Source organism: uncultured Flavobacterium sp. (assembly GCF_951805225.1).
Classification (GTDB): domain Bacteria; phylum Bacteroidota; class Bacteroidia; order Flavobacteriales; family Flavobacteriaceae; genus Flavobacterium.
This window is the reverse complement of record NZ_OX638201.1, coordinates 1,668,719-1,693,503: the sequence shown is the minus strand read 5'-3', so window position 1 is coordinate 1,693,503 and position 24,785 is coordinate 1,668,719. Positions and strand designations below refer to the sequence as shown.

Here is a 24,785-nt window from a genome sequence, read left to right as displayed (position 1 = left end):
ATAATTTTAATAATAATTAATTCTTTATGAAAAACTTTTTTCTATTTGCAATCGCAGCTCTATTTATGAGTTCTTGCCAAAGTGATGATACTGCCGATTCTTCTTTTTCCATGAAAGCAGCTGGCGCTGATTACTCCGGATATCCAGTTACAGTACAAACGGTTAGCGGTGATGTTACAACTAATACAACCTGGACAAATGACAGGGTCTGGGAAATTAGCGGAGTAATACGTGTAAAATCCGGAGCTACATTAACCATACAGCCTGGTACATTTATTAAAGGAAAACCTCTTGCTGCAGGTGTTGCTACAGGAGTTCTTGTAATTACTAAAACAGGTAAAATTAATGCACAAGGAACCGCAACTGCACCTATTATTTTTACCAGCTATAAGTTATTAGACGGAAACGCGGCAACAACTGGTTATCCGGGTGATTTTGGAGGTGTAGTAATTTTGGGTGATGCTGAAGTTAACACTTGGGTGACTACTAATGTTGTCGAAGGATTAGGTGATCAGCCTAATGTTAATGATTTTTATTATGGAGGAACAAATAATACCCATAATGCCGGAGCTTTAAATTATGCACGTATCGAATTTGCCGGTCGAATTTTAGATTTGGGCGTTGAAATTAATGGTTTAACGTTGGCAGGAGTAGGTAGCGGCACAGTACTACATCATATACAGGTTTCGTACGCTAGAGATGATTCATTTCAATTTTTTGGAGGAACTGTAAATGCTTCTCATTTAGTTTCTTTTGCCCCATATGACGATAACTTTGATTTTGATCTTGGTTACACAGGAACAATTACAAAAGCTATTGCACTCGCGGATAGTAATTCTCTTCACAGTTTTGCCGGTTCAGGCGTAGGAAGCCCAGATTCAAATGGTATCGAATTAGATAACAACGCTTCAGGAACTACAACATTACTTATAACGCGTCCGGTTATTTCTGAAATGTCTATAATTGGAGTTAGCTCAACTACCGTTGCTGACCTATACGAAAATGCTATCCACGTACGCAGATTAGGACAAATTAGGTTTACTGATGTTACTGTAACAGGTTACAATAGAGGTGTCTACTGGGAATCTCCATCATTGCAATCTGCATCCTTTTGGGCTGGAATATCAATTCATGGATTTGATACTCCAATTTTACCAGCAGGAACATTTATAGGTCTTGGTAACACAGCTTCAACCGTAAATCCTGCTCCAAAATGGGGACTAACACAGCCTTTTTTTAACGATGGAGCATTAGATCTTTCTGGAAATACGGGAGCATTTAAAACAGAGGCAAACTGGACAAATACATGGACCAAGTTTAATAATTTCTGATTTTTATAAGTTAGTAAAAAGGAAGAAAAAATATGTTTTAATAAACTTTTTAAAACATGCGGTTGCTTATCTGTTATGTAATATTAAGAAACCGTTAACAATAAATTTAAGCATGATATTTTGCTTTTTTGAAATCTAATACTTAGTAAGTACTGTGATTGTGTAGGGGAGATTTTACAACACGATACTTAATAGGTTTTCTTTAAAGACTCTTTTTTGAGGGAGAGTTTTTATAAAAAAAGTTCTTTGATAAATTTTAAATAAATAAAATAGTAAAGGTTGCAGATATTCGGAATCTTCATACAAAGCCAAATCACCATAAAGCGGCATTAGGTTTATCATATCCATAAACATCTAGCTTTTTATTTATTCTAAAATTTAAATGAGAATTTGACCCTGATCCTTTCATTAGATCAATCCTATAATGAAAGATGGAAGTAGGCGTAAACCTCCGGCGGTAAAGCGGAATCGTTTATTGAAGAAAAAGAATTTACCAAAAAAGAGAAAGACCTAAGGAAAGATATTTTGCTGCTCTCTCCAAAGGCCTAGTTTAATAGCAGCAAATATAGCAATAATTCCAATTATTATGAAAAAATTTTTTCTATGTGCAATGATAGCTCTTGCTGTTACTTCTTGCCAAAATGATGATTCTTCTGCTGATTCTTCTTTTTCTATGAAAGCTGCTGGTGCTGATTACTCAGGATACCCGGCAACAGTACAAACTGTAAGTGGAGATATTACTGTAAACACAACTTGGACAAGTGACAAAGTTTGGGAAATCAACGGAGTAGTAAGAGTAAAATCTGGTGCTACATTAACAATTCAGGCAGGTACTTATATTAAAGCAAAACCTCTTGCTGCAGGTGTTGCTACAGGAGTTCTTGTAATTACTAAAACAGGTAAAATCGACGCACAAGGAACTGCTGCATCTCCGGTTATCTTTACAAGTTACAATTTATTAGATGGTAACGCAACTACAAAAGCAACTCCTGGAGATTTTGGTGGAGTTGTTGTTTTAGGAGACGCTCCGGTAAACAATGGTTTAACTACAAACGTTATCGAAGGATTAGGAGATCAGCCTAATGTTTCTGATTTCTACTATGGAGGAGCAAATTCTACACACAATGGTGGAGCTATAAACTATGTACGTATCGAATTTGCAGGACGTATTCTTGATGCTGCAACAGGAGTTGAAATCAACGGATTAACTTTTGGTGGTGCTGGTTCTGCTACTGTAGTTGATCACGTTCAGGTTTCTTACGGAAGAGATGATTCATTCGAATTTTTTGGAGGAACAGTAAATGTAAACCATTTAGTTTCTTTTGCTCCAGATGATGATAACTTTGATTTTGATCTTGGTTACACAGGAACAGTTACAAAAGCTATTGCAATTGCAGACAGTAATTCTACTCACAGTACTTCAGGTAGTGGATCTACATTAAGCCCGGATTCAAACGGTATCGAATTAGATAATAATGCTGGAGGTACTACAACAACATTAATCACTCGTCCGGTAATTAATCAATTGTCTATCATTGGAGTTAGCTCTGCTACAACAGCTAATTTATACGAAAATGCAATCCACGTTCGTAGATTAGGACAAATCAGTCTTACTAACGTTACTGTAACAGGATACAATAAAGGAATCTACTGGGAAGCTCCTTCATTGTCAAGTAACTCTACTTGGACAGGATTATCAATCCACGGATTTGTTAATCCAGTATTGCCTACAACAACAAGTTTAGGTCTTGGAAATGTAACTTCAACAGTAAATCCAGCTACAGCTTGGGGACTTACTCAACCATTCTTTAACAATGGTACATTAGACTTATCAGGTGCTACAGGAGCTTTCAAAACAGAAGCTAACTGGACTAACACTTGGACTAGGTTTACAAATTTCTAATTGTCAGGTTAATAAATATTTAATTCAGCATGGGCAGCATTTTTGCCCATGCTTTTTAAAAACAAAAAATAAAAAAACGATACGATTTATTTTACTAATGATTATAACTGCTTCATCTGCCCAATTCACAATATGGGAAGATGATTTTGAGGATCAAGAAGTTTCAGATTGGGTTTTATCCGATTGATAACGCGTAAACCTCTGGCAATAAAGCAGAATAATTTTTAAAAAAGTATTTACGAAATACGCACTAATTAATTTATTATGAAAAACTTTTTTTTATTGGCAATTATAGCTCTGATTGCGATTTCTTGTCAAAATGATGATCACTTTGATTCTTCTCCTCCAGTGGTAGTAGAGCCTGAACCTGAGTCTCCTGAAGAACCTGTAAGTGGTAAATTCACAATATGGGAAGATGATTTTGAAGACGGAGACGTTTCTGATTGGGTTTTGCTGGATAAAGATGGAAATAACAGTAATTGGATTGCCAGAAAAAATATTCAATTAGACCTAAATACCGGTGCTATAGTTGGAGGGGATATAAATATTTTAGGAAACTATAATGTAGATCTTAATAATGGTGCACCTCTTGAACAAATAGAGCAAAATTGGGCGATCATGCCTCCAATAGATTTATCTTATTATGGAGAAAAAATTGAACTCAATTTCACAGCACAGCCTTCTGTTTACAGTGGAAATTACAATATTTTAGTTTATGGATCTACCTCACCAGATTCGGCTGAAGCCAAACTTTTGGGAACAATATTATTGACTAGAGGAACCACAATAGATGCAGCATATTTTGCAGATTATACATTAGATATTTCAGAATTTAAAGGCAGTCATAATGTTTATATTTCATTCGTAAATGAAAACACAAGCTTTGTAGGCTATGAAATTGACAAAGTATGGATTACTGCCGGAGCACTTTTAGAAAACGTTTCAAAAAAAGCACCTAAGTCAAACTAAAACAGATATTTCTAAAAACTAAAATTTATCAAAAACTAAAAATAAATAAGTAATTGTTTTTATCGAAGAACAAAAACAGTTGCTAATTACATATATAAAATGAAAAACAAGATTGTAAACGCACTTTTTTTTTTAATAGCAGTTCTCTTTTTAGAGTCTTGTACAAATGACGAATTGGTTCCTTATTATCAAGAACAAAAAGCGGGAAAGTTAGTTATTAGAGGTTATAATGCACGCGCAGATTCTATTCAGATTGCTGTTAATGGCAAACTAATAAAAATTGGAAATAAGAATGCATTCGTCAAAAATATTGTCAGAGATTATGATTTTGTGATCTATGAAAATGCGCCCAAAGATGTTGTGATTACAAATAAAAGAAGCAAAGAAATTTTGCATTCCTACCACATAACAAGCAATAAAAGCATTGATACAATTTCGTTTTATCACAAGAAAGATTTATGGGTTGACAATGTTTTAGCAACAAAACCCGGAGTATTAACAAAGGCAGGAAATGCAGGTTTCAAATTTATTTTCCCAACAATCAATAAATATTCAAATACTGCATATAAAGGAAATTTGGACGGAATTATACGAAATTTAGACGGACAAACTGTTGCTGTAGCACAGAATATTGGACAAAATCAATACAGTACTTTCGTTGAATTTCCGGCTTCATTGCCTCCAATTATAAAAATGGAATTGGTAAAACACGGCACAACAGAATCTTATATTGCAGGAAAGCAAATTTTTGTTGTGATGTTAATGACAAAAGATAAATCAAGATTGATTGTACTCGATGAAAAAAAGGCAGATAATGGTCAATTTTCAGGTGTAGATGGATCCTTGAATCTGGTGGATTTTTTTGAATTCTAATAGTATTATTTTAAGAGTTTAGGTTCCATAATTTTAAAAGTTTAAAATGAAATATTCTTCTCTTATCAGAATCCTTTTTTTTCTTTTTTTCGGTATATTTTTAATTTCCTGTGAAGTCGATGACAAACCGGAAGTATATGAAGAAGGTTCCAATAAATACACAAATGATTGGATTTACAATCAAATGAAAAAGTATTATAAATGGAATGAAACAATGCCTGATAAGGGAGATTTAGCCATAAATCCAAAAGAATATTTCAACAGATTATTATATAAATCCGATGCGTATTCGTATGCTGTAAATCCAAATTTGCCAGAAACCGTTCCGCAGAGTTTGCGCAGGAATTTTGGATTTGATATTTCGTTTGTGGAATATCAAAGCAAAATTTATGGCGTGATTTTATATGCTTTAGAAGATTCTCCAGCTAAAAATTACGGATTATTAAGAGGACAATTAATAACTGATATTAATGGAGAAGAACTGAATTTGAATAGTTATGAGAAGATTTATAAAAGCATAATATCGACTAATCATTTAGATTTAAAAGTAGTTTCCTATTCAAAAGAAACGGGTTTTTCTAAACCGGAATCAGTTTCTTTATCACAAGGATTTTCTTTTTCTCAGCCTATTTCTCCGAAAGTATTTACAAACAATAATACTAAAATTGGATATGTAGAAATTCCGCATTTTGATGTTGGTCAAGCCAAATTATTCCAGCAGATTTTTCAGGAATTAAAAACTCAGAATATAACCGAATTAGTTTTAGATCTCAGATATAATGGAGGAGGAGACGTATCATCGGCAACAGCTTTGAGTATAATTATTGCGCCAAATATAAAAGCGAGTGATCTTTTTATACAATTTGAAGGAAATAAAAACGGAGGACTTGTAAAACAATCTTTTCAGCAAGCCTTAGAAAGTAACGAGCCCAATGTAAGTTTTGAAGTTCTCAAAAATGCACATCCGGATATTAAGAGACTTTATATATTATGCGGAAAACGAACCGCTTCTGCTTCAGAAATAATGATTAATAATCTTCGTCCTTTTATGGAGGTTATTACGATTGGCGAAAAAACCGTTGGTAAAGATGTAGCAGGTTTTCCAATAGAAGACGACAGAATTCCGAATACTAAAGGCTGGATTTTATATCCTTCGATCTATAAATTATTCAATGCAAAACACGAAGGCGATTATTCAAGCGGAATAAATCCTTCGATTGCCGTTGATGAATTGCAGGAACCGGAGATATTTCCGTTAGGCAATCGTTCAGAACTTTTGTTGAGTACAGCAATAAATATGCAATCCGGAAATACCAGTAAAATAAAAGTTACAACGGCAAGATCATTACCATTATCAAAAATTTATATCGATGCTGATCCGTTATTGGTTAAGCCTTAAATTCAAATTTTTAAATATTATTTATATTAGAGTATCTTAATTATGCAAGGAATAAATTCTTCAGAGCATCGTATTTTGTTAGCAGCATTTCGAAAATTTGAATATATGGCTACGATTTCCAAGAACAAAATAGAGGAAAGCGAAGATGCTAACACACGAAAAGCCATGCAAGAACTTGATGCACTCTACGATAAGTTTCAGGTATTATTTGTGGAGTTGAAAAAGTGCAGCGAAGATTATGAAATCAAAAAGAAATCGACCCGAAGCATCATCAATAAAAGCTTAAGAAAGTTAACGCCTGTTTTTATTTAAAGACATTTACCACAAAGACTTAAACACAATATTGTCATTTCGATTTCTATGATAATACCGATTTTTTTTAGGAGCTAATCCCGCTATCCATTTCAATCTTTTGTTCCGAACCCCGGAACAAAAGGATTTCCACTTCTATCGGGGCTAGGGTAAACATTTTCATAAGAATCTTTTCGTTTAGTTTGTCATTTCTGTAAAGGTTAGATATTTCGGTAACAAAATTTAACTTTAATAAATTTTGTTACGATGAGAAATAATAGTCAGGATTCCACTTTAGAACGAAACTATTTAGAGAAGTATCGTTTTTTAATAAAAGAATATGAGCAGGTAAAAAATAAAACTCATCCTTTGTATAAAAAGGTAATGGATTTTTATGCAGCAAATGACACTTGCCGCAAGAGTTTTTTAAAGTATTATAATCGATATAAGCAAAGTGGGAAATCATTGGATCTGCTTCCTCAGAAACGAGGTCCCAGATATAAAACCAGAAGACCGCTAGCTTTTATAGAGCAGAAAGTAATTGAATTACGAGAAAAAGGAAACAACAAATATGAAATTGTTAGTATCTTAAGGCCCAAATTAGGAAAGCATACACCATCATATTCTGGAGTTTATAATATTTTAAAACGTAATAAAATCAATAGATTAACTCCGAAGATTAAAAAGAATCATCAAAAAATAATCAAGGAAAGAATGGGAGAACTTGGGCATATTGATTGTCATCACTTAAGTAAAAGTATCATAAGAGGAGAAAGTAAAAAACGATATTTAGTTTGTGTAATTGATGATTACAGCCGGATTGCCTGGGCTGAAGTGATTCCTGATATTACCGCTTTAACCGTTATGTTTGCCACATTAAAATGTTTAAACATCCTGAGTGATCATTATGAGATAAAATTTGAAGAAGTATTGTCTGATAATGGACCTGAATTTGGAATCAAAACAAGTAAACAAAAATATCAGCATCCTTTTGAGAGAATGCTGATGGAATTAGGAATTACTCATAGGTACACAAAACCTTACAGACCACAGACAAATGGCAAGGTTGAACGTTTCTGGAGAACTCTCGAAGATGATTTATTAAGGGATACGGATTTTGATTCTCAAGAAGAATTAAAAGAAGAGCTATTGCAATATTTATATTATTATAACCATGAAAGACCACATCAAGGTATTGACGGAAAAAGACCAATTGAAATGATAAATCCGTTACCGAAATAAGTGACTTTTACAATTTCGACGGAGGAGACCCGAGCGATAGCGAACAGACGAAGTAAATCTCCACGAGAAGCTCGACAAAGATTGGATTCTCGTTACGGAGTTACTTGCTAAGATTTCGATCCCGAAGCCTCGGGATCAAAATGACAAGATTATGCTGATAAAATCCGTTTTAATCTGTGTTTTCGCAAAGCGAATCCGCGTCATCCGCGTTCAATATTGTCGCCAATCTTTGCCGAAATTCTAGCGAAGATTTCTCCTTCCTCGAAATGACAACATTATGTCTAAGCTTTGCGTCTTTCCAAGAGATCTATTTGATAATATTTAGCTGTTAATATTTAATTTTATACATATATACAGCATCTAATCAAAACAATAATGCTTCCTAAAGATCTGAATTATAGTTGTCTTTAAAAAAATAATAAAAGTTAAGAAGTAAAAAAGCAATTATGACTTGATTTTTATAGATTTGTATAATGTTTTATTCCCAAAAATGAGTTGGGATACAATTATAAAATCTAATGCCGATGAAATCTGTTACTTCAATATTTTTGTTCTTATTTTTGGTGTGTTCTAATTCTTATTCACAATTAAGTGCAGATAAAATATTCGAAAGCTTTAAACAAGGAGAACGCACAAATTGTTCGTCGATTGCTTTTATCAAAGCTTCTTTAAATATTTACGGATTGGATAATCTTTTTGAATATCAGCAAATCGATGAGAATCTGCATAAAATAACATTAAAAAACGGCGCATCATTTAACCTTAATAATGAGGAATTAAGCAAAGCCAAAGAATCTGCCGGATTTGTATTTATCAAAGACAATTGCGACAGCGAAAAAATAACCGATTACGCTGTGTTGACTTATGCCGTGATGGCAAAATACAAGCAAATTGTAGACAAAGAATCAACTTTTGACAGAGCCTTAGAAGATCTGGAAGACGGTGCAGTTTATACGCCAACAATCTACAAGTATTTAGGATTCAAATTAGGAAAGCAAATACAAAAACTAAAGCGAGAATCCGGAAGTGAATTTTGTGGAGTTGTTGCTTGGTCATCTGCACATGCCGTTTTTGTTTGCGAAGAATTTATGGATTATTACGGCAACAAAAAAAGCATATGGATAAAATATCCAGGTCGTTTTAGAGTAATCAAGTCATAATAAATTTTGGAAAAATGAGTGTAAATATTGTGGGATTTGAAAAACAATAACAATAATTACACTTATTATTCGTTGCAAAACAGTCCTAAAATAGATTTCTTAACGATTTTTTGATTTAGAAAAGTAATATAAATCGGCTATAATAGCCTCTAGAGGCGTCTAAAATAGCGTGTTACGAAAAGTTAAAATTTTATTAAAAAAAAGAAATCAATAAACTTGTAATTTAAGTTTAATTATATATTTTTGTTTCATTAACAACCAATTACATTATGAAAATGAAGAGCAAGATTTTTATACTAAGTATCCTTTTCTTTTTGACTACAGGAGCTATCTCAGCACAAGCAAAAAATGCACCAAGAAGTATCATCAGTACAACGGCATTAATCCGTAAATATCATGATCAAAAAGAACTTAGTGCTATGCAAAAAGGAGAACTTTTAGAATTATACATTGAACGTATTAAAGTTCTTGTAAAAACTCTTCCTTATATCGCTTTGGTTACTAAGCCAGGTGTTACTATGGCAGATTTAGGTATTCCGGACGATTCTGAACACAAAAAAGTATTAGATTTGCAAGCAGAGGGAACAACATTATTTTTGGATACAACAGTAGATTTTCAAAGAAAAATGATGCCTTACTCAGACAAAGGAAATTTAATTGCTGCAATCTTATTCTACGAAAGCACATTGAAATCATTACACGAGTTCAACGACTTGAACTAATTGTAAAACAATAAAATATAAAATTTAAAACCTCTAAAGTCATTTGATTTTAGAGGTTTTTTTTGATAAGTATGACTGAAAAAAATTCTCGCAAAGGCGCAAAGGCGTCAAGTTTAAAAACTTTCTTTGCGACTTCGAGACTTTGCGAGATTAATTTTATTTTCTAAAAGCTTAACTTAATGACATTGCCTTTTTTTTTGGGATGACAAAAACGACGACATTAATTTCAAAAGTTTATAATTTAAAATTATATTGTAAATTAGCTGAATTACATTTTAAATACTTTCAGAAGCAAATAAAATTTTAAAACTGACTTTTATGCCTTGGAATCCCAAAATATACAATGAGTTTAAAGAACTACGAAATAAACCGTTTTATGATCTGATGGATTTTATAAAAGAATCAAAAGCTATAAAGGCAATCGATTTAGGGTGTGGAACAGGAGAACAAACCGCAATATTGGCGAAAAAATTCAGTAAAACTGATTTTATGGGTATTGATTCATCTGCAGAAATGCTGGACAAATCAAAAACTTTAGACGCAAAAAATCTTCGTTTTGAGCGCGCAACTGTAGAAGATATAGCAGAATCAAATCAAAAATGGGATTTGATTTTTAGTAATGCAGCGCTACAATGGTCAGACAATCATGAAGTATTGTTTCCTAAACTGATCGATTTGATTAATCCAAAAGGTCAATTTGCAGTTCAAATGCCTGTTCAGAATGAAAATATACTAAACAAGATTTTATATCAATTAGCAGGCGAAGAACCTTTTAAAACCTATTTGAACGATTGGAGAAGAGATTCCCCGGTTTTGACCATCGATCAATATGCGCAAATTATGTTCGATGGCGAACTTGAAGATATTCAGGTTATGCAGAAAATTTATCCTATGATTGCACAGGATAATGATCATGAAGCGCTTTATAATTTTATTTCCGGTTCAGCCCTGATTCCGTATATAGAGCGTCTTGATAAAGAACAACAGAAACATTTTGTCAGCACATTTAAAGAGAGAATTGCAGAACATTTCCCAAAACTTCCTGCGATTTATGCCTTTAAAAGAATTTTACTTTACGGAAGAAAAGCTTAAATACATCATCAAAAAGAAGTCTTAAGATGGAATTAGGAGCAGAGATACTTTTAAAATCAGTTAGGGAAATTTGTCCTGAAATAACTGACGCCGAAATGTCTCAATATGCTTTGAGATTGACATTTGAAGAACTCAATAAAAAAGACTTTTTTCTACAAGTCGGTAAAGTCCAAAAATCGATAGGTTTTATTGCAAGCGGATTAGTTCGTTCATCTTTTGTAGATAATGAAGGCAATGAAATCACGGTCGGTTTTTATTCAGAAGGCGATTATGCTACACATTATCCAGCTTTTATAACACAACAACCTAGTAAATATTCCATTCAGTGTTTAGAACCAACTTTAATGGTTTGTCTTTCTTATGAAGATTTGCAATGGATCTACAAAAATTTGCCCAGCTTTGAAAAATACGGACGTTTAGTTGCCGAAGAAATCCTAAAACGACAACAATCCCGTATTGAAAACTTCATATTTCAAACTGCCGAAGAGCGATATATTGATTTTATAAAACACCATTCAGATCTCTTTAACAGAATATCTGTTTCTCATCTTTGTAGCTTTCTGGGCATTGAAAGACAATCACTTACCAGAATTAGGCAAAAATTAGCGCATCAATAATATTTTGACACATTTGTGTCACGAACCCTTTTCTATTATTTAAAATCTTTGCAGTGTCAAATTAAATGAACTGCAATGAAAACGAATATCTTACTTATACTTGGGCATCCATCTGAAAATTCTTTTTGTAACGCATTATTAGGCGCTTACAGAAAAGGAGTAGAAAGTACAGGAGCAAATTGTAAAACGATTTATATCTCAAGACTTGATTTTAATGTAAATCTTTCTGACGGATATAAAAACGGAGAAACTCTTGAACTCGAACAAGATTTAGTCCATTCGCAAGAACTTATCAAATGGGCAGATCACGTTGTTTTATGCTACCCAAACTGGTGGGGTTTTATGCCAGCAATCACCAAAGGATACATCGACAGAATCCTACTTCCTGACTTTGCATTCAAACACCATTCCGGAAAAATATTCCCCGAAAAACTTTTAAAAGGAAAAAGCTTAAGGCTTCTTGTTACAATGGACACGCCAAAATGGTGGTTCTATCTCATTTACCGAGCCTCACAATATCAGATCCTTAAAAACATTGTTTTTGGTTACGTAGGATTTGATCCAATCAGATTTTCAACATTTGGTTTTATGCGAAAATCAACTGAAAGTCAACGAAATAAATGGCTAAAAAAAGTAGAGAAATTAGGAAAACAACTTAAATAAATAGAATAGTAAAAAAGATAATCCGCCAGAATTTAAAGGTTGGTAGTAAAAATAAAAGACCCGCCAGATAAAATATCCCGTAAGGATTATACCAATACATTTTTTTCAAAATAACAATTTAAATAAATATTCAAAAAATTATAAAATCAACATCATGAGACATTTAGCAAACGAGCAAAAAGTTGCTCAAATCAATCCGGAAAAAGGTTTCAGAATTCACTTATTAGTATTCGTATTAAGTATTCCAGCCATTTGGTTGATCTGGTTTTTTACAGACAGAACGTATTTATGGCCTTTGTGGCAAACCGCTGCATGGGGAACCGGTTTATTGTTTCATTATCTGGGAGTTTTAGTTTTCAGAAGTAAAAAAACAATTTAAAAACGGAAAAGCTGAACACCGTCAAAAAAAGTAAGCACTAATTATAAAACGAAATGATATGAAAAAAAGAATCCCTAAAATGCTCACTGCAATAGTAGCTTTTTCAGCATTTTCATTATCTGCATCAGCCAAAGCTGCACATAAAACTCTAGCTGAAGAATTTAAAAGCGAAGAAATAGCTGCTACAATCACACGTTATGAAGTTAAAGAAGAATATCAGGAGAAGTTCCGTAAGATATTGATTGATTATGTATTAGAATCTCTTTCTGATGAAAATAATATTATGTCAGAAGCGTATTTCGAACAAGATAATCCATCAGTGCTTTGGTTATTTGAACGTTGGTCGAATAAAAAAACGATGAAGAATTTTAGAAGTAATTCAAAATCCAAAGCAGTAATTAAACTCGGAAAAACGGCTTTGGTTAAACCTGAAAAAATAATTGATATAAAAGATTTAGAGCCTATTTCTAAACAAGATTGGAGAAAAGTCAGCAAAAAAGAAGACAATCAATTAACAATAATGCTTTTTGTAGATGCAAAATCAGGAACCGAAGAAAGCTTCAAAAATATCTATCACACGGCAATGCCAAAATTCAGAAGTGAACCAGGAGTTGTAAGCTATCAATTGTCACAATTAGAAGAAGATAAAACCCAATTTGTGACTTTCGAGAAATTCCGAAGCAAAGATGCATTTGAGTATCATTTGAATTTTCCGCCCATTCAGCCAGTAATTGAATATCTGAATACCAGCATTAAAAAACAACCATTTCAAGACGGAATTCACAATCTAATTGAGTTTGCACCGCTTACTCGAGAATAACAAAAATTAAAAACAATCCTCATAAACACTTAAATCTAAAGAAAATGAAAACAATAAATAAAATGATCGTTGCAAGTATAATAAGTGTACTTGCTGTAGCAAATGTAGAATCTCAAGTAAAAGTTAAAACTAAAGAAATGAAAACAAATTACAGTAACGAGTTAGCAGTTGTAAATCAATTATCTACTCAATCGGCAGTGGTAAATATGCCCGTAACAAAATTATTAGACGCACCGGGAAATGAAGCTTTAAAAGCATTCTTTTTTACTCCCGTAAAAGACAAAACCGTTCTAAAAGGAAAGAAAATCGCTGTTCTTGTAGCAGATGGTTTTGAAGAAATTGAATTAACTGGTCCGGTTTGGTATTTTAGAGAACTGGGAGCAGAGGTAGAAATTGTCGCTCCAAAATACAATCCTGCTCCGGAAAGATATGGACTTGCATTTCCTGAAATGGCAAAAACGCACGTAATGGCAATTCAATATTTGCAACCAGTTGGCTGGATAAAATTTGACCGAACTGCAGATCAAATAAAAGTAAGTGATTATGATGCCGTGTTTATTCCGGGTGGAGCTTGGAATCCGGATAATCTTCGATATGACAAAGACGTTATTAAATTCGTTCAGGATTTCAATAAATCAGGGAAATTAATAGCTGCAATTTGTCATGCGCCAGTTGTATTAGCATCAGCAGATATTTTGAAAGGAAGAAAATTAACTGGATATTGGAACATTCAATCAGATTTGAAAAATGCTGGCGGAATCGTGCTTGAAGAAACTGTTGTAACAGACGGAAACATAGTAACAAGCAGACATCCAATTGATGTAGCTGATTTTTCGAGAGCCGTTGAAAACTGGTTAGTTAAAAAATAATTATAATAAGTTCTGATAGTGGAGAAGTACAGTTTCTTCGCTATCAGAATATTATAATAGTAAAAAAATAATTTTTTATCCTTAACGTTCTGTATTACTTTTGATTAGAATACTTTTTTTGCATTTTTAGCCCGTCTCAAACTAAAGCTAATGTCGTTATGGAATTGCCAAAAATACCTTTTTATAGAAAATACAGTCTCACTTATAAAGCAATCATTGTAGGCGGAATATTAGGTTTGCTTTATGCTGTTTTTACAAATGCAGGTTCTGGTTATGCTTATTTAAGGTTTTTGCCAGGGACAATGATTGGAATTTTCATCAGCATTATCATTATAACTTTCGAAAGATCTGTCAAGCTGAATAAATACTCTTTTTTGAAAACCATTATTCTTAAAGCATTTCTTTACAGCATTGCTATCTTGCTTTTTTTGCTTCTTTGTATCGTACTTTTTGAAGAAATTCTGGGCAAATTGACTTATCAGGAAGTAATCAAAAGTTACATTAAAGATCGTTTGATCGAAGATTTTATATTTTCGTTTGGAGCATCTATATTTTTAATTCTTTTTCTGGAAGTTAGCAGTTTATTAAACAGCCGATTTTTCTATAATTATTTTACAGGCCAATATCATCGTCCAATGCAGGAAGAACGAATTTTTATGTTTGTCGATGTAAAATCGTCCACAACATTGGCGGAACAATTGGGAGATCTTCTTTACAGTAAAATGTTGCAGGATTTATTCAACGATTTTACCGATGCAATTATGGCTTCGCGCGCAGAAATCTATCAATATGCGGGAGATGAAATTATATTGACATGGAAAACAAAATCCGGATTAAAAGACAAACGTTGCCTGTATTGTTTTTATCTTTTGAGGCAAAGTATAGAAAGCAAAAAGGAATATTATCTGGAACATTATAATATTGTTCCAAAATTTAAAGCAGGAATGCATATTGGTACAGCAATAACAACTTGGGTTGGAAAAGTAAAAAAAGAGATCGTTTATCATGGCGATCTTCTCAATACAACTTCCAGAATTCAATGTAAGTGCAATGATTTTAACCATGATTTTGTGGTTTCAGAAGCAATAAAAGAAGTATTACCGGAAGATTCTCAGGTAGATTACAGCCATCAGGGAGAAATACTTTTAAGAGGAAAAGCAAAACCAATGCAACTTTATACAGTAGATTTTAATTTTTAAAGTCGGCTGTATTACAAGGAATATTTATAAATTTATAACATGAAAGCAATAGTTATTGGCGCAACAGGTGCAACGGGAGAATTTCTGGTTGACCAACTTTTAGAAGACAAAGATTATACAACAGTTACAGTTTTTGTAAGGAGATCAATTGGGAAACAACATCCTAAATTAGTCGAGCAAATTGTCGATTTTTCAAATATCGAATCGTTTAAAGATCTGATAGTTGGAGATGTTTTTTTCTCTTGTTTAGGAACAACTTTAAAAGCTGCAGGTTCAGAAGAAAATCAATTGAAAATAGATTTTGATATTCCGGCAAAGTTCGCCAGTTTAGCCAAAGAAAACGGAGTTTCTTCGGTTGTTTTGTTGTCTGCTTACGGAGCTTCTGCGCAAAGCAAGATTTTTTATTCTCAGATAAAAGGAAAACTCGAAGACAAAATTGCTGAACTGAATTTTGAACAATATATTATTTTCAGACCTGGATTACTTTTAAGAACCGGAACAGATCGTTTGGGCGAAAAAATAATGGTACCTGTTCTAAATGTGCTTAATTCAATTGGGATTCTGAAAAAATACAAACCTTTACCAACAGCTTTATTAGCGGAGAAATTAGCAAAAGCGCCGAAAAAATTACCAAATGGAACTTTTATTATTGAACTGAAAGAAATATTCGGTTTTTAAGAAGCTTATAAATTTAGGATAATCCATAAATTGAACTTAAATTAGTTCAAAACCAATAGTAGTAAAAGGTATAAAAGCCAAACTACAACATAAAACTTCATCTATGATTATTGAACTTTTAGATACCAATAAAAATATTACAAGAGTAAAAAGCATCGATGAAATTCCGAAAGATCTGAAGGGAATAAATAGTGTTCAGGTTGTAAATTACGCCAAGAAAGACGTTCCGGTTTTTGAAAAGCTTTTTGATATCGATACCACAATTCTTAACAATAGCGAGGATATTGAAATTAGTTCGCATTATTTAGAAAAAGAAAATCAGCTGGCATTTAATTTTTCGTTCCCTTATTTTACGCCACAAAATAAAGTCGAAGAAGTGATTGTTTCCTTTATTCTTAAAGAAAAAATCATGTTTTCGTTTATGGATATTAATTTTGAGAAGTTTATTCCTGAAAATAAAAAACAAGAACATTTCGATAAAATAAAAAATCTGCCTTTTACAATAGATACATTTCTACAAATGATGATTGGAATTGTTCCCGATTATTTTGCGGATTTAACGGAGATTATTTCAAAGAATATCAAAACAATTTATTTGAGATTACAAAAGGAAAATGACTTTTCTGAACAAGGATTAAATGAAATAACTGCTTTGAAGTTCAATAATTTTATAATTAAAGAATCTCTTAATGAGTTTAGGCGAATTTTATTGATGCTTAGAAAAAGCGAAAAACTGGAAGCTGAAGTTAAAGATGCAATTTTATTAGAATTGACGGATTTAACGGTAATCAACGAATATGTTCAGAATAATTTTGAGCGTCTGGAAGATCTTAAAGATTATGTGTCAACGAGAATAGATCTTCAGCAAAATAAGATTTTTAAAACCTTGACGATAATAACAATGTGCATTTCTTTGCCAATGCTTGTTGCAGGAATTTACGGAATGAACTTCAAAAATATGCCAGAATTGGATTGGGAATACGGATATGTTTTTGCGATTACGCTAATACTTTTATGTTTTGTAGTTCCGTTAATATGGTTTAAACGAAAAAAATGGCTGAATTAACTAAAATTCTGCAACGAATTTCATTTTGATTAAACGTAAAATTTCGGGAAATAAATGTTGTTTTTATCTTACGAAATTGTTATTAATGTGTTGATAAATAATCTGTTAAAGCATCTTTTTTAACAGTGGTTTCAAAGAATTAATTTTATATTTGGAATAAGTAACTGACTTATTAATTTAAAATATTTTACTATGGATAAAGCTATAAAACTAAAAGTACGCAAGGAATTAGATGGCAAACAGCAGTTTAATATCATTAAATTAAAAGGAAGTTTAATTTCCCTTGGTTACACAGAAATTATACATATTCTGGATCAGGATGATGAATTTCACATCAATTCCTTCGAAACACCGGTTGAAACTAAAAATGAAGTGCAGGAATATATTGCAGCATTTATTAGTAAAGAAAATCTTGCCGACACAATTACGCTTTACAAATAATATTCAGGTAAATTGTCTTTGAATTTGTAATTAGAAATAAAATTCAGCTAATAATTTAGAGACAAAATCTAGTTTAGTTTCTCGGTACTTTCCATTCTCAAACAATGTTCAGTTCCAAGAAATAGGGGATTTCCATGTTTTTCAGACCAAAAACCTTCCAATACATCTTTGGTGATGCATCTGTAAACAGCAACGCCTTTGTAAGTTTTATTATTTTCGCCTTTATAGCTGAAATTAATAACCAGAATATTGTCTTTAAAGAAACCGTAGCCTTTTTGTTCCTGAGTGTTGTTAATGAGCCATTTAGCAATAACGCGCTTATCATTATCTAATGATAAACTCAAAATACCTTTGTAAGTCATTTCAAAACTTTCATCCTGATTACTTCCGGAAATGGCATAATTCCCGATTAATTCTTCTATAATCATTTATTTTTTGATACAAATTTGAGCAAAATAAGGCAAACAAAACTTATTTTTCAATTGAAACATGAAATTTATTTAATTGAAATTTCAAGATTGTAATAACAAATGCAAGACTTTCGTTTGATCTCAATTAAAATTGACTCATGTGCTTGCAGTTTGTATTTTTGCACTTATGAATGATAATTTTATAAACGAATATTTTGGCATAGGAATACAAAATGGTAAAACGCCTGAAAATTTGGGTGTTTTGTGGCGATCAGCTCAAAATCTGGGTGCTACTTTTATATTTACCATTGGTAATCGATATGCCAAACAAGCTTGCGATACTCATGATGCGGTAAAAGCAATACCTTATTTTCATTATGAAAATTTTGAAGATTTCTATGAAAATTTGCCAAAAGGAGCGCGATTAGTTGGCGTTGAATTAAACGACAAAGCTTCTGATTTAGAAACCTTTGAACATCCAAGACGTTGCGTTTATTTATTAGGTGCAGAAGATCATGGCTTGTCGCTAAAAGCAATGGAAAAATGCCATCATTTGGTGAAATTTAAATCTATAAAAAGCTTGAATGTAGCCGTTGCAGGAACTATTATTATGTACGACAGAAACTTGCCAAAACCAAGATCTTAAAGTAAATACATCCAAAAACTACACTGTTTTTCAATAAAGAAATTAATAACGCTTTTAAGTATTTAAGCGTAAATTTTTCTTTATAGAAAACAGTAAAAACAAGAAGTTTTTTATTTTCTCGTCAAGCGAAGATCGTAAAATCGAAAATGCTTTAGTTATTTGAGCTTCAACGGTTTTTATCGAAACGTCAAGATGTTCCGCAATTTCTATATTGGTTAAACCTTCTTTTTTGCTCAAAATAAAAACTTCTTTGCATTTTGGCGGAAGGTTTTGAATTTCTTTATTAACGGCATTTATGACATGTTGCAAAGATTCTGAATCATCTTCCAGAACAATTGAATTTAAGGCGTCGTAATAAGATTTTTCTAATGAAAATAAAGATTGATTTTTTCGATACAAATCAATAAACTCATTGTAAACTAATTTATACAGAAAGCTCTTAATTGCATGATTTGTTTTTAAGCGAGTACGTTGTTCCCAAACTTTTATAAATACATTTTGCACGATATCTTCGGCACTGTAAACATTTTTTACCAGACTATTGGCATAAACACAAAGTTTGTGATGATACGTGTCGATCAAATAAGTATACGCTTTCTCGTCTCCGTTTTTTAGAGATTCGATTAATATATCGTTATCGTTGTAATCTTCGCTTTTCATAGAAACAAATATATAAATTTATAATTTTTACGACCCAAAACGATAGTTTTTTTGCCAAAAACATTGCGTTTTTCTGTTTTCTATTGAATTTTATTACAAATAGAAAATCACTTGAAAATGCAAAGGTATATTAAATTGTTTATTAATTCTATGTGATTAATAGAGTTTTTGAAAATTTATATTGAAAGAAAAATATTTCAAATAATAAAAAAATCACTAAAATGAAAAAAAGATTATCAAATTGTTAGGGTTTTGTTTTTTAGCTTCGTAATAATATTTAAAAAGAGTAAAATGACAGTGAAAAAGTCAGAGCGATTAATCGTGAAATTCATCACGAATCAAGCCAGTCAGGAAGAAATAGAAACCTTGACGGAATGGCTTAAGGAAGAAGAGAATCAAATTGTATTTAAGGATTTTGTAAAAACCAATTATGCAATAGATTCTGTTGTAAATACTTTTGATTCAACTGAAGTGAGAAAACAATTATCAGAAAGAATTCAGAAAGAAAATAATGTTTTTCAGAAAAGAAGATTTTCATCTTATTATAAATATGCAGCAATTTTGATTGTAGCTTTAGGATGTTTCTATTTTTATAAAAATTCAAATTTATTTCATTCGAAAGGAAATGTTGTAGTTCCAAGACAAGATGAAATTGTACTTCAATCAGAAAATGAATCATCAGAAACAATTGATACATCTGAATCAAAAAATTTAACGGATAAAGAAGGAAGAATAATTGGAAAACAGGAAAAAAACAGATTAGTATATTCTAATGCTTCTTATAATGGAAAGTTGGTTTACAATACATTGAAAATTCCGTACGGAAAAAAGTTCGAAGTTCAATTGTCTGACGGAACTGTGATTCATTTAAATGCGGGAACATCATTGCGATATCCAGTTCAGTTTATAAAGAATCAAAACCGACAAGTTTATTTAACCGGTGAAGCTTATTTTGAAGTTGCAAAAGACAAAGCGCATCCGTTTACCGTAAATACGCAAGAGGTTGATGTTGAAGTTTTAGGAACCAAATTCAACGTCAATTCGTATACAGAAGATGTAAGTACAGATGTAGTTTTGGTCGAAGGAAAAGTTTCGCTTTATAAAGACAAAAAAACTACCGAAAATCAAGTTTATCTGACGCCGGGATTAAAAGGTTCAAACACGCACGGTCAACAGAAAATTTCGACAGAAAGTGTTAATACTGATTATTATACGGCTTGGGTAAAAGGAAGTTTAGTATTTAAAAACGCTTCTTTTGAGTCGATCATTAAAAAGTTAGAACGTCATTATAATGTGACTTTCATCAATAAAAACAAAAAACTTGGAAAGGAAATTTTCAACGCCCGTTTTGATAATGAACCTATCGAAGTTGTACTGAAATATTTTAGCGACAGTTATGCTATTGATTATAAGATTAATGAAGATGTGATAACGATTAATTAGAGTTTTTAGAGAATAGAATATAGATTATAGAGAATAGAATATAGAAGAAAGATGCAAGATGCAAGATTATATTTTATAGACTAAAGTTTACAATCTGGAATTAAAATTAAATATAAACAATCATAAATGAAGAGAATAGATTTATAGACAAAAGTCTACAATCTAAAATCAACAATCATAAATCTAAAATTAAACAAGCCTATGTAACAAAAAGTTCCACGAAAAATGGATCGTTATTTTATAAAAAAACCGGAAAATGCGCCAACATTTTCCGGTAGGATAAGATGCGATCGGTAAACTAACCAACCACAATTAAAAACATTTAAAAGTATGAAAAAACTATTGAACAAAATCAGGTTCGACAAGCCTTTTTTGAAATTTGATTTGAAGATGAAATTGACTACATTATTTTTATTGACCACTTTGACAGTGATGCAGGCGGGAGTTACTTATTCCCAAAAGCCAACTATGTCATTTAATGCCAGCGACATGACCGTTGGAAAAATAATTGAAAAAATTGAATACACAACAAATTACAGATTTGTTTATAATGTAAGATCAGTTGATTTAGATCGAAAAATAGATGTGAGCCTAAGCAATGCATCTATGGAAACGATTCTAAATACGATTTTTAATAATACAGGAACTGATTTTAAAATATCAGGAACTCATATTATTTTGACTCCTAAAAAAGCTCCTGCAGAAAAAGCTGTTGTAGTGCAAAAAGCAGCCGAGGATTTTATTGTAAAAGGTAAAGTTACAGACGAAAAAGGGAATCCTTTGGCTGGCGCAGCAGTTTCGGATAATGGTTCTGGAAACGGTGTTCAGACTGACTTTAATGGTGAATATCAGATTATTACTGTAGGAAAGGAAACTACTTTAGCATTTGCTTATTTAGGATTTGTGAGACAGGAAATTAAAGTTGCCGGAAGAAGCGTTATTAATGTTGTCCTTAAAGAAGATACACTTGAATTAGGCGAAGTTGTATTGACTACAGGTTATCAAAATATCTCATCTGAACAAGCGACCGGATCTTTCTCTAGTTTGAAGGCAAAAGATTTTCAAGAACAGCGTTTGAGCAGTTTAAACAAAATTTTAGAAGGACGTATTGTTGGTTATCAGGACGGAAAAATTCGTGGAACAACGACTATGAATGGTTTAACGACTCCGCTATATGTAATTGACGGTTTCCCGATAGAAAACACAAAATATAATCAGTATTTTGGTCTGGAAGAAAATCTTCCGAATCTGAATTTAGAAGATATTGAAACGATTACAGTTCTAAAAGATGCAGCGGCTTCGTCTATTTACGGTGCACGTGCAGCAAATGGAGTTGTAGTAATTACTACTAAAAAAGCCAAAGCCGGAAAAACTAATATTTCGTTTTCAAGCAATTTGACCGTAACTCCATATAGAAATTACACCGGAAATCTTACTGATGCTGGCGATATTATTGGTCTTGAAAAAGGTTGGGCAGATGCAAATCCAAGTTTAAAAGGCGCAAATGCAAGTACATATGCACAATCTTTGTTAAACAATGCCGTATTTACAAGTCAGGGAATGCAGACTTTGTTAAACGGTTATGCCGGAAATATTTCGCAAACAGAAATGAATAATCGTTTGACTCAATTGGGTTCTCAAGGTTATAAATATTATGATGATGTTGCGAAATATGCAAAACGAGATCAATATTTTATTCAGCATAACGTAAGTTTAGGCAAAGCAACAGAATCAAACACATTTAATGCTTCGTTGACTTATAAAGGAAATAAATTTGAAGATATATATTCTGATAATCAATCTGTTGGTTTAAACTTGAAAAACTCTACAGATATTACAAGTTGGTTGACTTTAGATTTAGGAACTTATATCAATTATGGCGAAAGTAATACACAAACTTATAATCCTCTTACTCAACAAGATTATAAGACTCAGATGTACAACCAATTGGTAAATGACGACGGATCTAATTATACTTCTACAGCCGCATCTCGATACAATAATTTTACGCTTCAATCTATGAAGACTTATGGTCTTTATAATATGGATATTACGCCAATGGATGAATTAGGGCGAAATGTAAATGAAACTAAAAACTTTCTGAACAGAACTTTTGCAAAGTTTAATGTAAAATTCAATAAAGCACTTACATACAATGCAATGTTTCAGTACGAATATGGAGTTGATCGTGGCAGTTTATTAAGAGAAAAAGAATCTTATAGTGTTAGAAATGAAGTAAATGGTTTAGTAACTATTGATAGTAATAACAAAGCCGTTTATAATTTGCCTTATGGCGATATCTTAAAAGAAACAAATCAATTTTCTAATGCTTACAACTTTCGTCAGCAATTGAATTTTGATCAGACTTTTAATAATGCACACGACGTAACCGCAATTGCAGGTATGGAAATCCGTCATTCAAAAATAGAATACGGAGATAAAACTCGTTATGGCTGGGACGAACAAACTTTATCGTACACACCAATTAATCAGGCAGATTTACTAAAAGTTTACGGATCTGTTTTTGGAGGTTCAATGAGATTAGATGATTTTGCAGCAGATCGTGAATTGGTAAACCGTTACGTTTCTTTCTATACAACAGGAGGTTATACGTATAACAAAAAATATTCATTTACAGGAAGTTTGCGTTGGGATCGTTCAAACCTTTGGGGAACAAACAATAAATATCAAAACAAACCAACTTGGTCTACAGGAGCAGCGTGGAATATTGATAAAGAATCGTTTTTTGCAGTTGATTGGGTAAACTCACTTAAACTTCGCGCTTCTTATGGTATTGGCGGAAATGTTGCCAAAGACGCAGCACCTTATTTAACAGCTTCTTATTATGCAAATCCAAATGTAGGCGGAAATCAAGGATATGTTAACCAAAGACCAAATCCTGAATTGTCTTGGGAGAAAACAACAACAACCAATATTGGTGTCGATTTTTCATTCTTCAAAAATAGATTAAGCGGAACTTTTGATGTTTACAACAAAAAAGGACAAGATTTATTAGCAAACAGTAACGGAATCCCAACAGAAGGATTTGGTTATTCGACCTATAAAATTAACAATGGAGAAATGACCAACAAAGGTATTGAAACCACTTTGAGAGGAACAATCGTAAAAACGGGTTCTTTCTCTTGGGATGCTTCAGTTTTATATGCCTATAATAAAAACAAAGTCGATTACGTAAAAGTCGAAGCTCCGGTATATTACTTACAGTTAGACGTTCCAGATGCTTATCCTAAAGTTGGTAAAAATTACAATACGATTTACGGTTACGAATGGGCAGGTTTGAGCGATAAAGGTTTGCCTCAGGTTTATAATGCAAAAGGCGAAAAAGTAATTTACAATCCGGCAGATTTAAATGCAATTCATGATTATGGCTCAACTGTTCCTACACACAGTGGATCGTTTCATACGGCTGTAAACTACAAGAATTTTTCACTTTCGGCATTGTTTATTTATGAGTTAGGACATAAAATCAGAAATACATTTTTACCAATGTTAGAGAACAATTATTCGGCTGGAATAGGTAGTTATGTAACAGATATTACAACTGTAAATAAAAATATCGAAAACCGTTGGCAAAAACCAGGCGATGAAGCTTTTACCAATATTCCTCGCGCGGTTTACGAGTACGAAGCCGATTTTACATCAGATTCTCGCGACATTTATCGTTATGCGAATATTAATATTCTAGATGCCTCAAATATCAGATTAAGCAATATTTCTTTAGCTTATAATTTGCCTTCGTCTATTATAAAAAGAGTAAAATTACAAGATGTTCGCTTCAATCTGAATGCAGAAAATGTCTATACATTCGCTAAAAGCAGAGACGCTAAATATCTTTTAAATGGCTTTCAATCTCCAAGTTTAGTTTTTGGTGTTAACATTAATTTCTAATTT

At 32.3% G+C, this 24,785-nt stretch carries 24 protein-coding genes; 22 read left to right on the top strand and 2 right to left on the bottom strand.

What is annotated here, in order from left to right; all coding sequences use genetic code 11:
* The first annotated feature begins 26 nt into the window (after nucleotides 1–26).
* From WN975_RS07250 to WN975_RS07160, 19 genes are all read left to right on the top strand, one after another.
* Nucleotides 27–1,331: a hypothetical protein gene (locus tag WN975_RS07250; RefSeq protein WP_337965923.1), complete on the top strand. Its 1,305-nt coding sequence runs from the start codon at nucleotides 27–29 to the stop codon at nucleotides 1,329–1,331.
* Nucleotides 1,332–1,917: 586 nt separating this feature from the next.
* Entirely contained in the window at nucleotides 1,918–3,234 is a 1,317-nt protein-coding gene (locus WN975_RS07245) for a hypothetical protein (RefSeq protein WP_337965922.1), read from the top strand.
* Nucleotides 3,235–3,498: 264 nt separating this feature from the next.
* Nucleotides 3,499–4,203 (top strand): hypothetical protein, encoded by a 705-nt coding sequence (locus WN975_RS07240; RefSeq protein ID WP_337965921.1) that lies wholly within the window; start codon nucleotides 3,499–3,501, stop codon nucleotides 4,201–4,203.
* Between the two features lie 99 nt (nucleotides 4,204–4,302).
* Nucleotides 4,303–5,076: a hypothetical protein gene (locus tag WN975_RS07235; RefSeq protein ID WP_337965920.1), complete on the top strand. Its 774-nt coding sequence runs from the start codon at nucleotides 4,303–4,305 to the stop codon at nucleotides 5,074–5,076.
* Between the two features lie 46 nt (nucleotides 5,077–5,122).
* Entirely contained in the window at nucleotides 5,123–6,475 is a 1,353-nt protein-coding gene (locus tag WN975_RS07230; RefSeq protein ID WP_337965919.1) for a S41 family peptidase, read from the top strand.
* A gap of 105 nt (nucleotides 6,476–6,580) precedes the next feature.
* Complete coding sequence (locus WN975_RS07225) at nucleotides 6,581–6,787, top strand: hypothetical protein (protein ID WP_337965918.1); 207 nt, start codon at nucleotides 6,581–6,583, stop codon at nucleotides 6,785–6,787.
* A 246-nt stretch (nucleotides 6,788–7,033) separates the two neighbouring features.
* Nucleotides 7,034–8,008, top strand: coding sequence for an integrase core domain-containing protein (locus WN975_RS07220; protein ID WP_337964803.1), 975 nt, complete (start codon nucleotides 7,034–7,036; stop codon nucleotides 8,006–8,008).
* A gap of 524 nt (nucleotides 8,009–8,532) precedes the next feature.
* A complete protein-coding gene (locus tag WN975_RS07215) occupies nucleotides 8,533–9,168 on the top strand; it encodes a hypothetical protein (RefSeq protein ID WP_337965917.1) in 636 nt (211 codons plus the stop codon).
* A 275-nt stretch (nucleotides 9,169–9,443) separates the two neighbouring features.
* Nucleotides 9,444–9,890 carry a hypothetical protein gene (locus tag WN975_RS07210; protein ID WP_337965916.1) on the top strand — a complete coding sequence of 149 codons (447 nt, stop codon included), beginning with the start codon at nucleotides 9,444–9,446 and terminating at the stop codon, nucleotides 9,888–9,890.
* A 318-nt stretch (nucleotides 9,891–10,208) separates the two neighbouring features.
* On the top strand, nucleotides 10,209–10,982 hold the full coding sequence (locus WN975_RS07205) for a methyltransferase domain-containing protein (RefSeq protein ID WP_337965915.1): 774 nt from the start codon (nucleotides 10,209–10,211) through the stop codon (nucleotides 10,980–10,982).
* A gap of 26 nt (nucleotides 10,983–11,008) precedes the next feature.
* Complete coding sequence (locus tag WN975_RS07200; protein ID WP_337965914.1) at nucleotides 11,009–11,599, top strand: Crp/Fnr family transcriptional regulator; 591 nt, start codon at nucleotides 11,009–11,011, stop codon at nucleotides 11,597–11,599.
* A gap of 75 nt (nucleotides 11,600–11,674) precedes the next feature.
* Nucleotides 11,675–12,262 carry an NAD(P)H-dependent oxidoreductase gene (locus WN975_RS07195; RefSeq protein WP_337965913.1) on the top strand — a complete coding sequence of 196 codons (588 nt, stop codon included), beginning with the start codon at nucleotides 11,675–11,677 and terminating at the stop codon, nucleotides 12,260–12,262.
* A 154-nt stretch (nucleotides 12,263–12,416) separates the two neighbouring features.
* Nucleotides 12,417–12,641, top strand: coding sequence for a 2TM domain-containing protein (locus WN975_RS07190; protein WP_337965912.1), 225 nt, complete (start codon nucleotides 12,417–12,419; stop codon nucleotides 12,639–12,641).
* A gap of 58 nt (nucleotides 12,642–12,699) precedes the next feature.
* Entirely contained in the window at nucleotides 12,700–13,461 is a 762-nt protein-coding gene (locus tag WN975_RS07185) for an antibiotic biosynthesis monooxygenase (RefSeq protein ID WP_337965911.1), read from the top strand.
* A gap of 44 nt (nucleotides 13,462–13,505) precedes the next feature.
* A complete protein-coding gene (locus WN975_RS07180) occupies nucleotides 13,506–14,330 on the top strand; it encodes a type 1 glutamine amidotransferase domain-containing protein (protein ID WP_337965910.1) in 825 nt (274 codons plus the stop codon).
* A 158-nt stretch (nucleotides 14,331–14,488) separates the two neighbouring features.
* A complete protein-coding gene (locus WN975_RS07175; protein WP_337965909.1) occupies nucleotides 14,489–15,529 on the top strand; it encodes an adenylate/guanylate cyclase domain-containing protein in 1,041 nt (346 codons plus the stop codon).
* Between the two features lie 39 nt (nucleotides 15,530–15,568).
* Nucleotides 15,569–16,207 (top strand): NAD(P)H-binding protein, encoded by a 639-nt coding sequence (locus tag WN975_RS07170; protein ID WP_337965908.1) that lies wholly within the window; start codon nucleotides 15,569–15,571, stop codon nucleotides 16,205–16,207.
* Nucleotides 16,208–16,310: 103 nt separating this feature from the next.
* Complete coding sequence (locus WN975_RS07165) at nucleotides 16,311–17,273, top strand: CorA family divalent cation transporter (RefSeq protein WP_337965907.1); 963 nt, start codon at nucleotides 16,311–16,313, stop codon at nucleotides 17,271–17,273.
* Between the two features lie 192 nt (nucleotides 17,274–17,465).
* The gene (locus WN975_RS07160) at nucleotides 17,466–17,714 is read left to right on the top strand and encodes a hypothetical protein (RefSeq protein ID WP_337965906.1); all 249 of its coding nucleotides are present in this window, start codon (nucleotides 17,466–17,468) and stop codon (nucleotides 17,712–17,714) included.
* A 68-nt stretch (nucleotides 17,715–17,782) separates the two neighbouring features.
* Here WN975_RS07160 and WN975_RS07155 read toward each other — a convergent pair whose 3' ends face one another.
* Nucleotides 17,783–18,142 (bottom strand): hypothetical protein, encoded by a 360-nt coding sequence (locus tag WN975_RS07155; protein WP_337965905.1) that lies wholly within the window; start codon nucleotides 18,140–18,142, stop codon nucleotides 17,783–17,785.
* A 169-nt stretch (nucleotides 18,143–18,311) separates the two neighbouring features.
* Between WN975_RS07155 and WN975_RS07150 the strand changes: the two genes are divergently transcribed.
* Nucleotides 18,312–18,770: an RNA methyltransferase gene (locus WN975_RS07150; RefSeq protein ID WP_337965904.1), complete on the top strand. Its 459-nt coding sequence runs from the start codon at nucleotides 18,312–18,314 to the stop codon at nucleotides 18,768–18,770.
* 54 nt (nucleotides 18,771–18,824) lie between these two features.
* Here the strand turns inward: WN975_RS07150 and WN975_RS07145 are convergent, their stop codons facing one another.
* A complete protein-coding gene (locus tag WN975_RS07145) occupies nucleotides 18,825–19,430 on the bottom strand; it encodes an RNA polymerase sigma-70 factor (RefSeq protein WP_337965903.1) in 606 nt (201 codons plus the stop codon).
* 291 nt (nucleotides 19,431–19,721) lie between these two features.
* On the opposite strand from WN975_RS07145, the gene WN975_RS07140 reads away from it, so the two are divergent.
* Together WN975_RS07140 and WN975_RS07135 are read left to right on the top strand one after the other, a co-directional pair.
* Entirely contained in the window at nucleotides 19,722–20,873 is a 1,152-nt protein-coding gene (locus tag WN975_RS07140) for a FecR family protein (protein ID WP_337965902.1), read from the top strand.
* 330 nt (nucleotides 20,874–21,203) lie between these two features.
* A complete protein-coding gene (locus WN975_RS07135; protein ID WP_337965901.1) occupies nucleotides 21,204–24,782 on the top strand; it encodes a SusC/RagA family TonB-linked outer membrane protein in 3,579 nt (1,192 codons plus the stop codon).
* The last annotated feature ends 3 nt before the right edge of the window (nucleotides 24,783–24,785 follow it).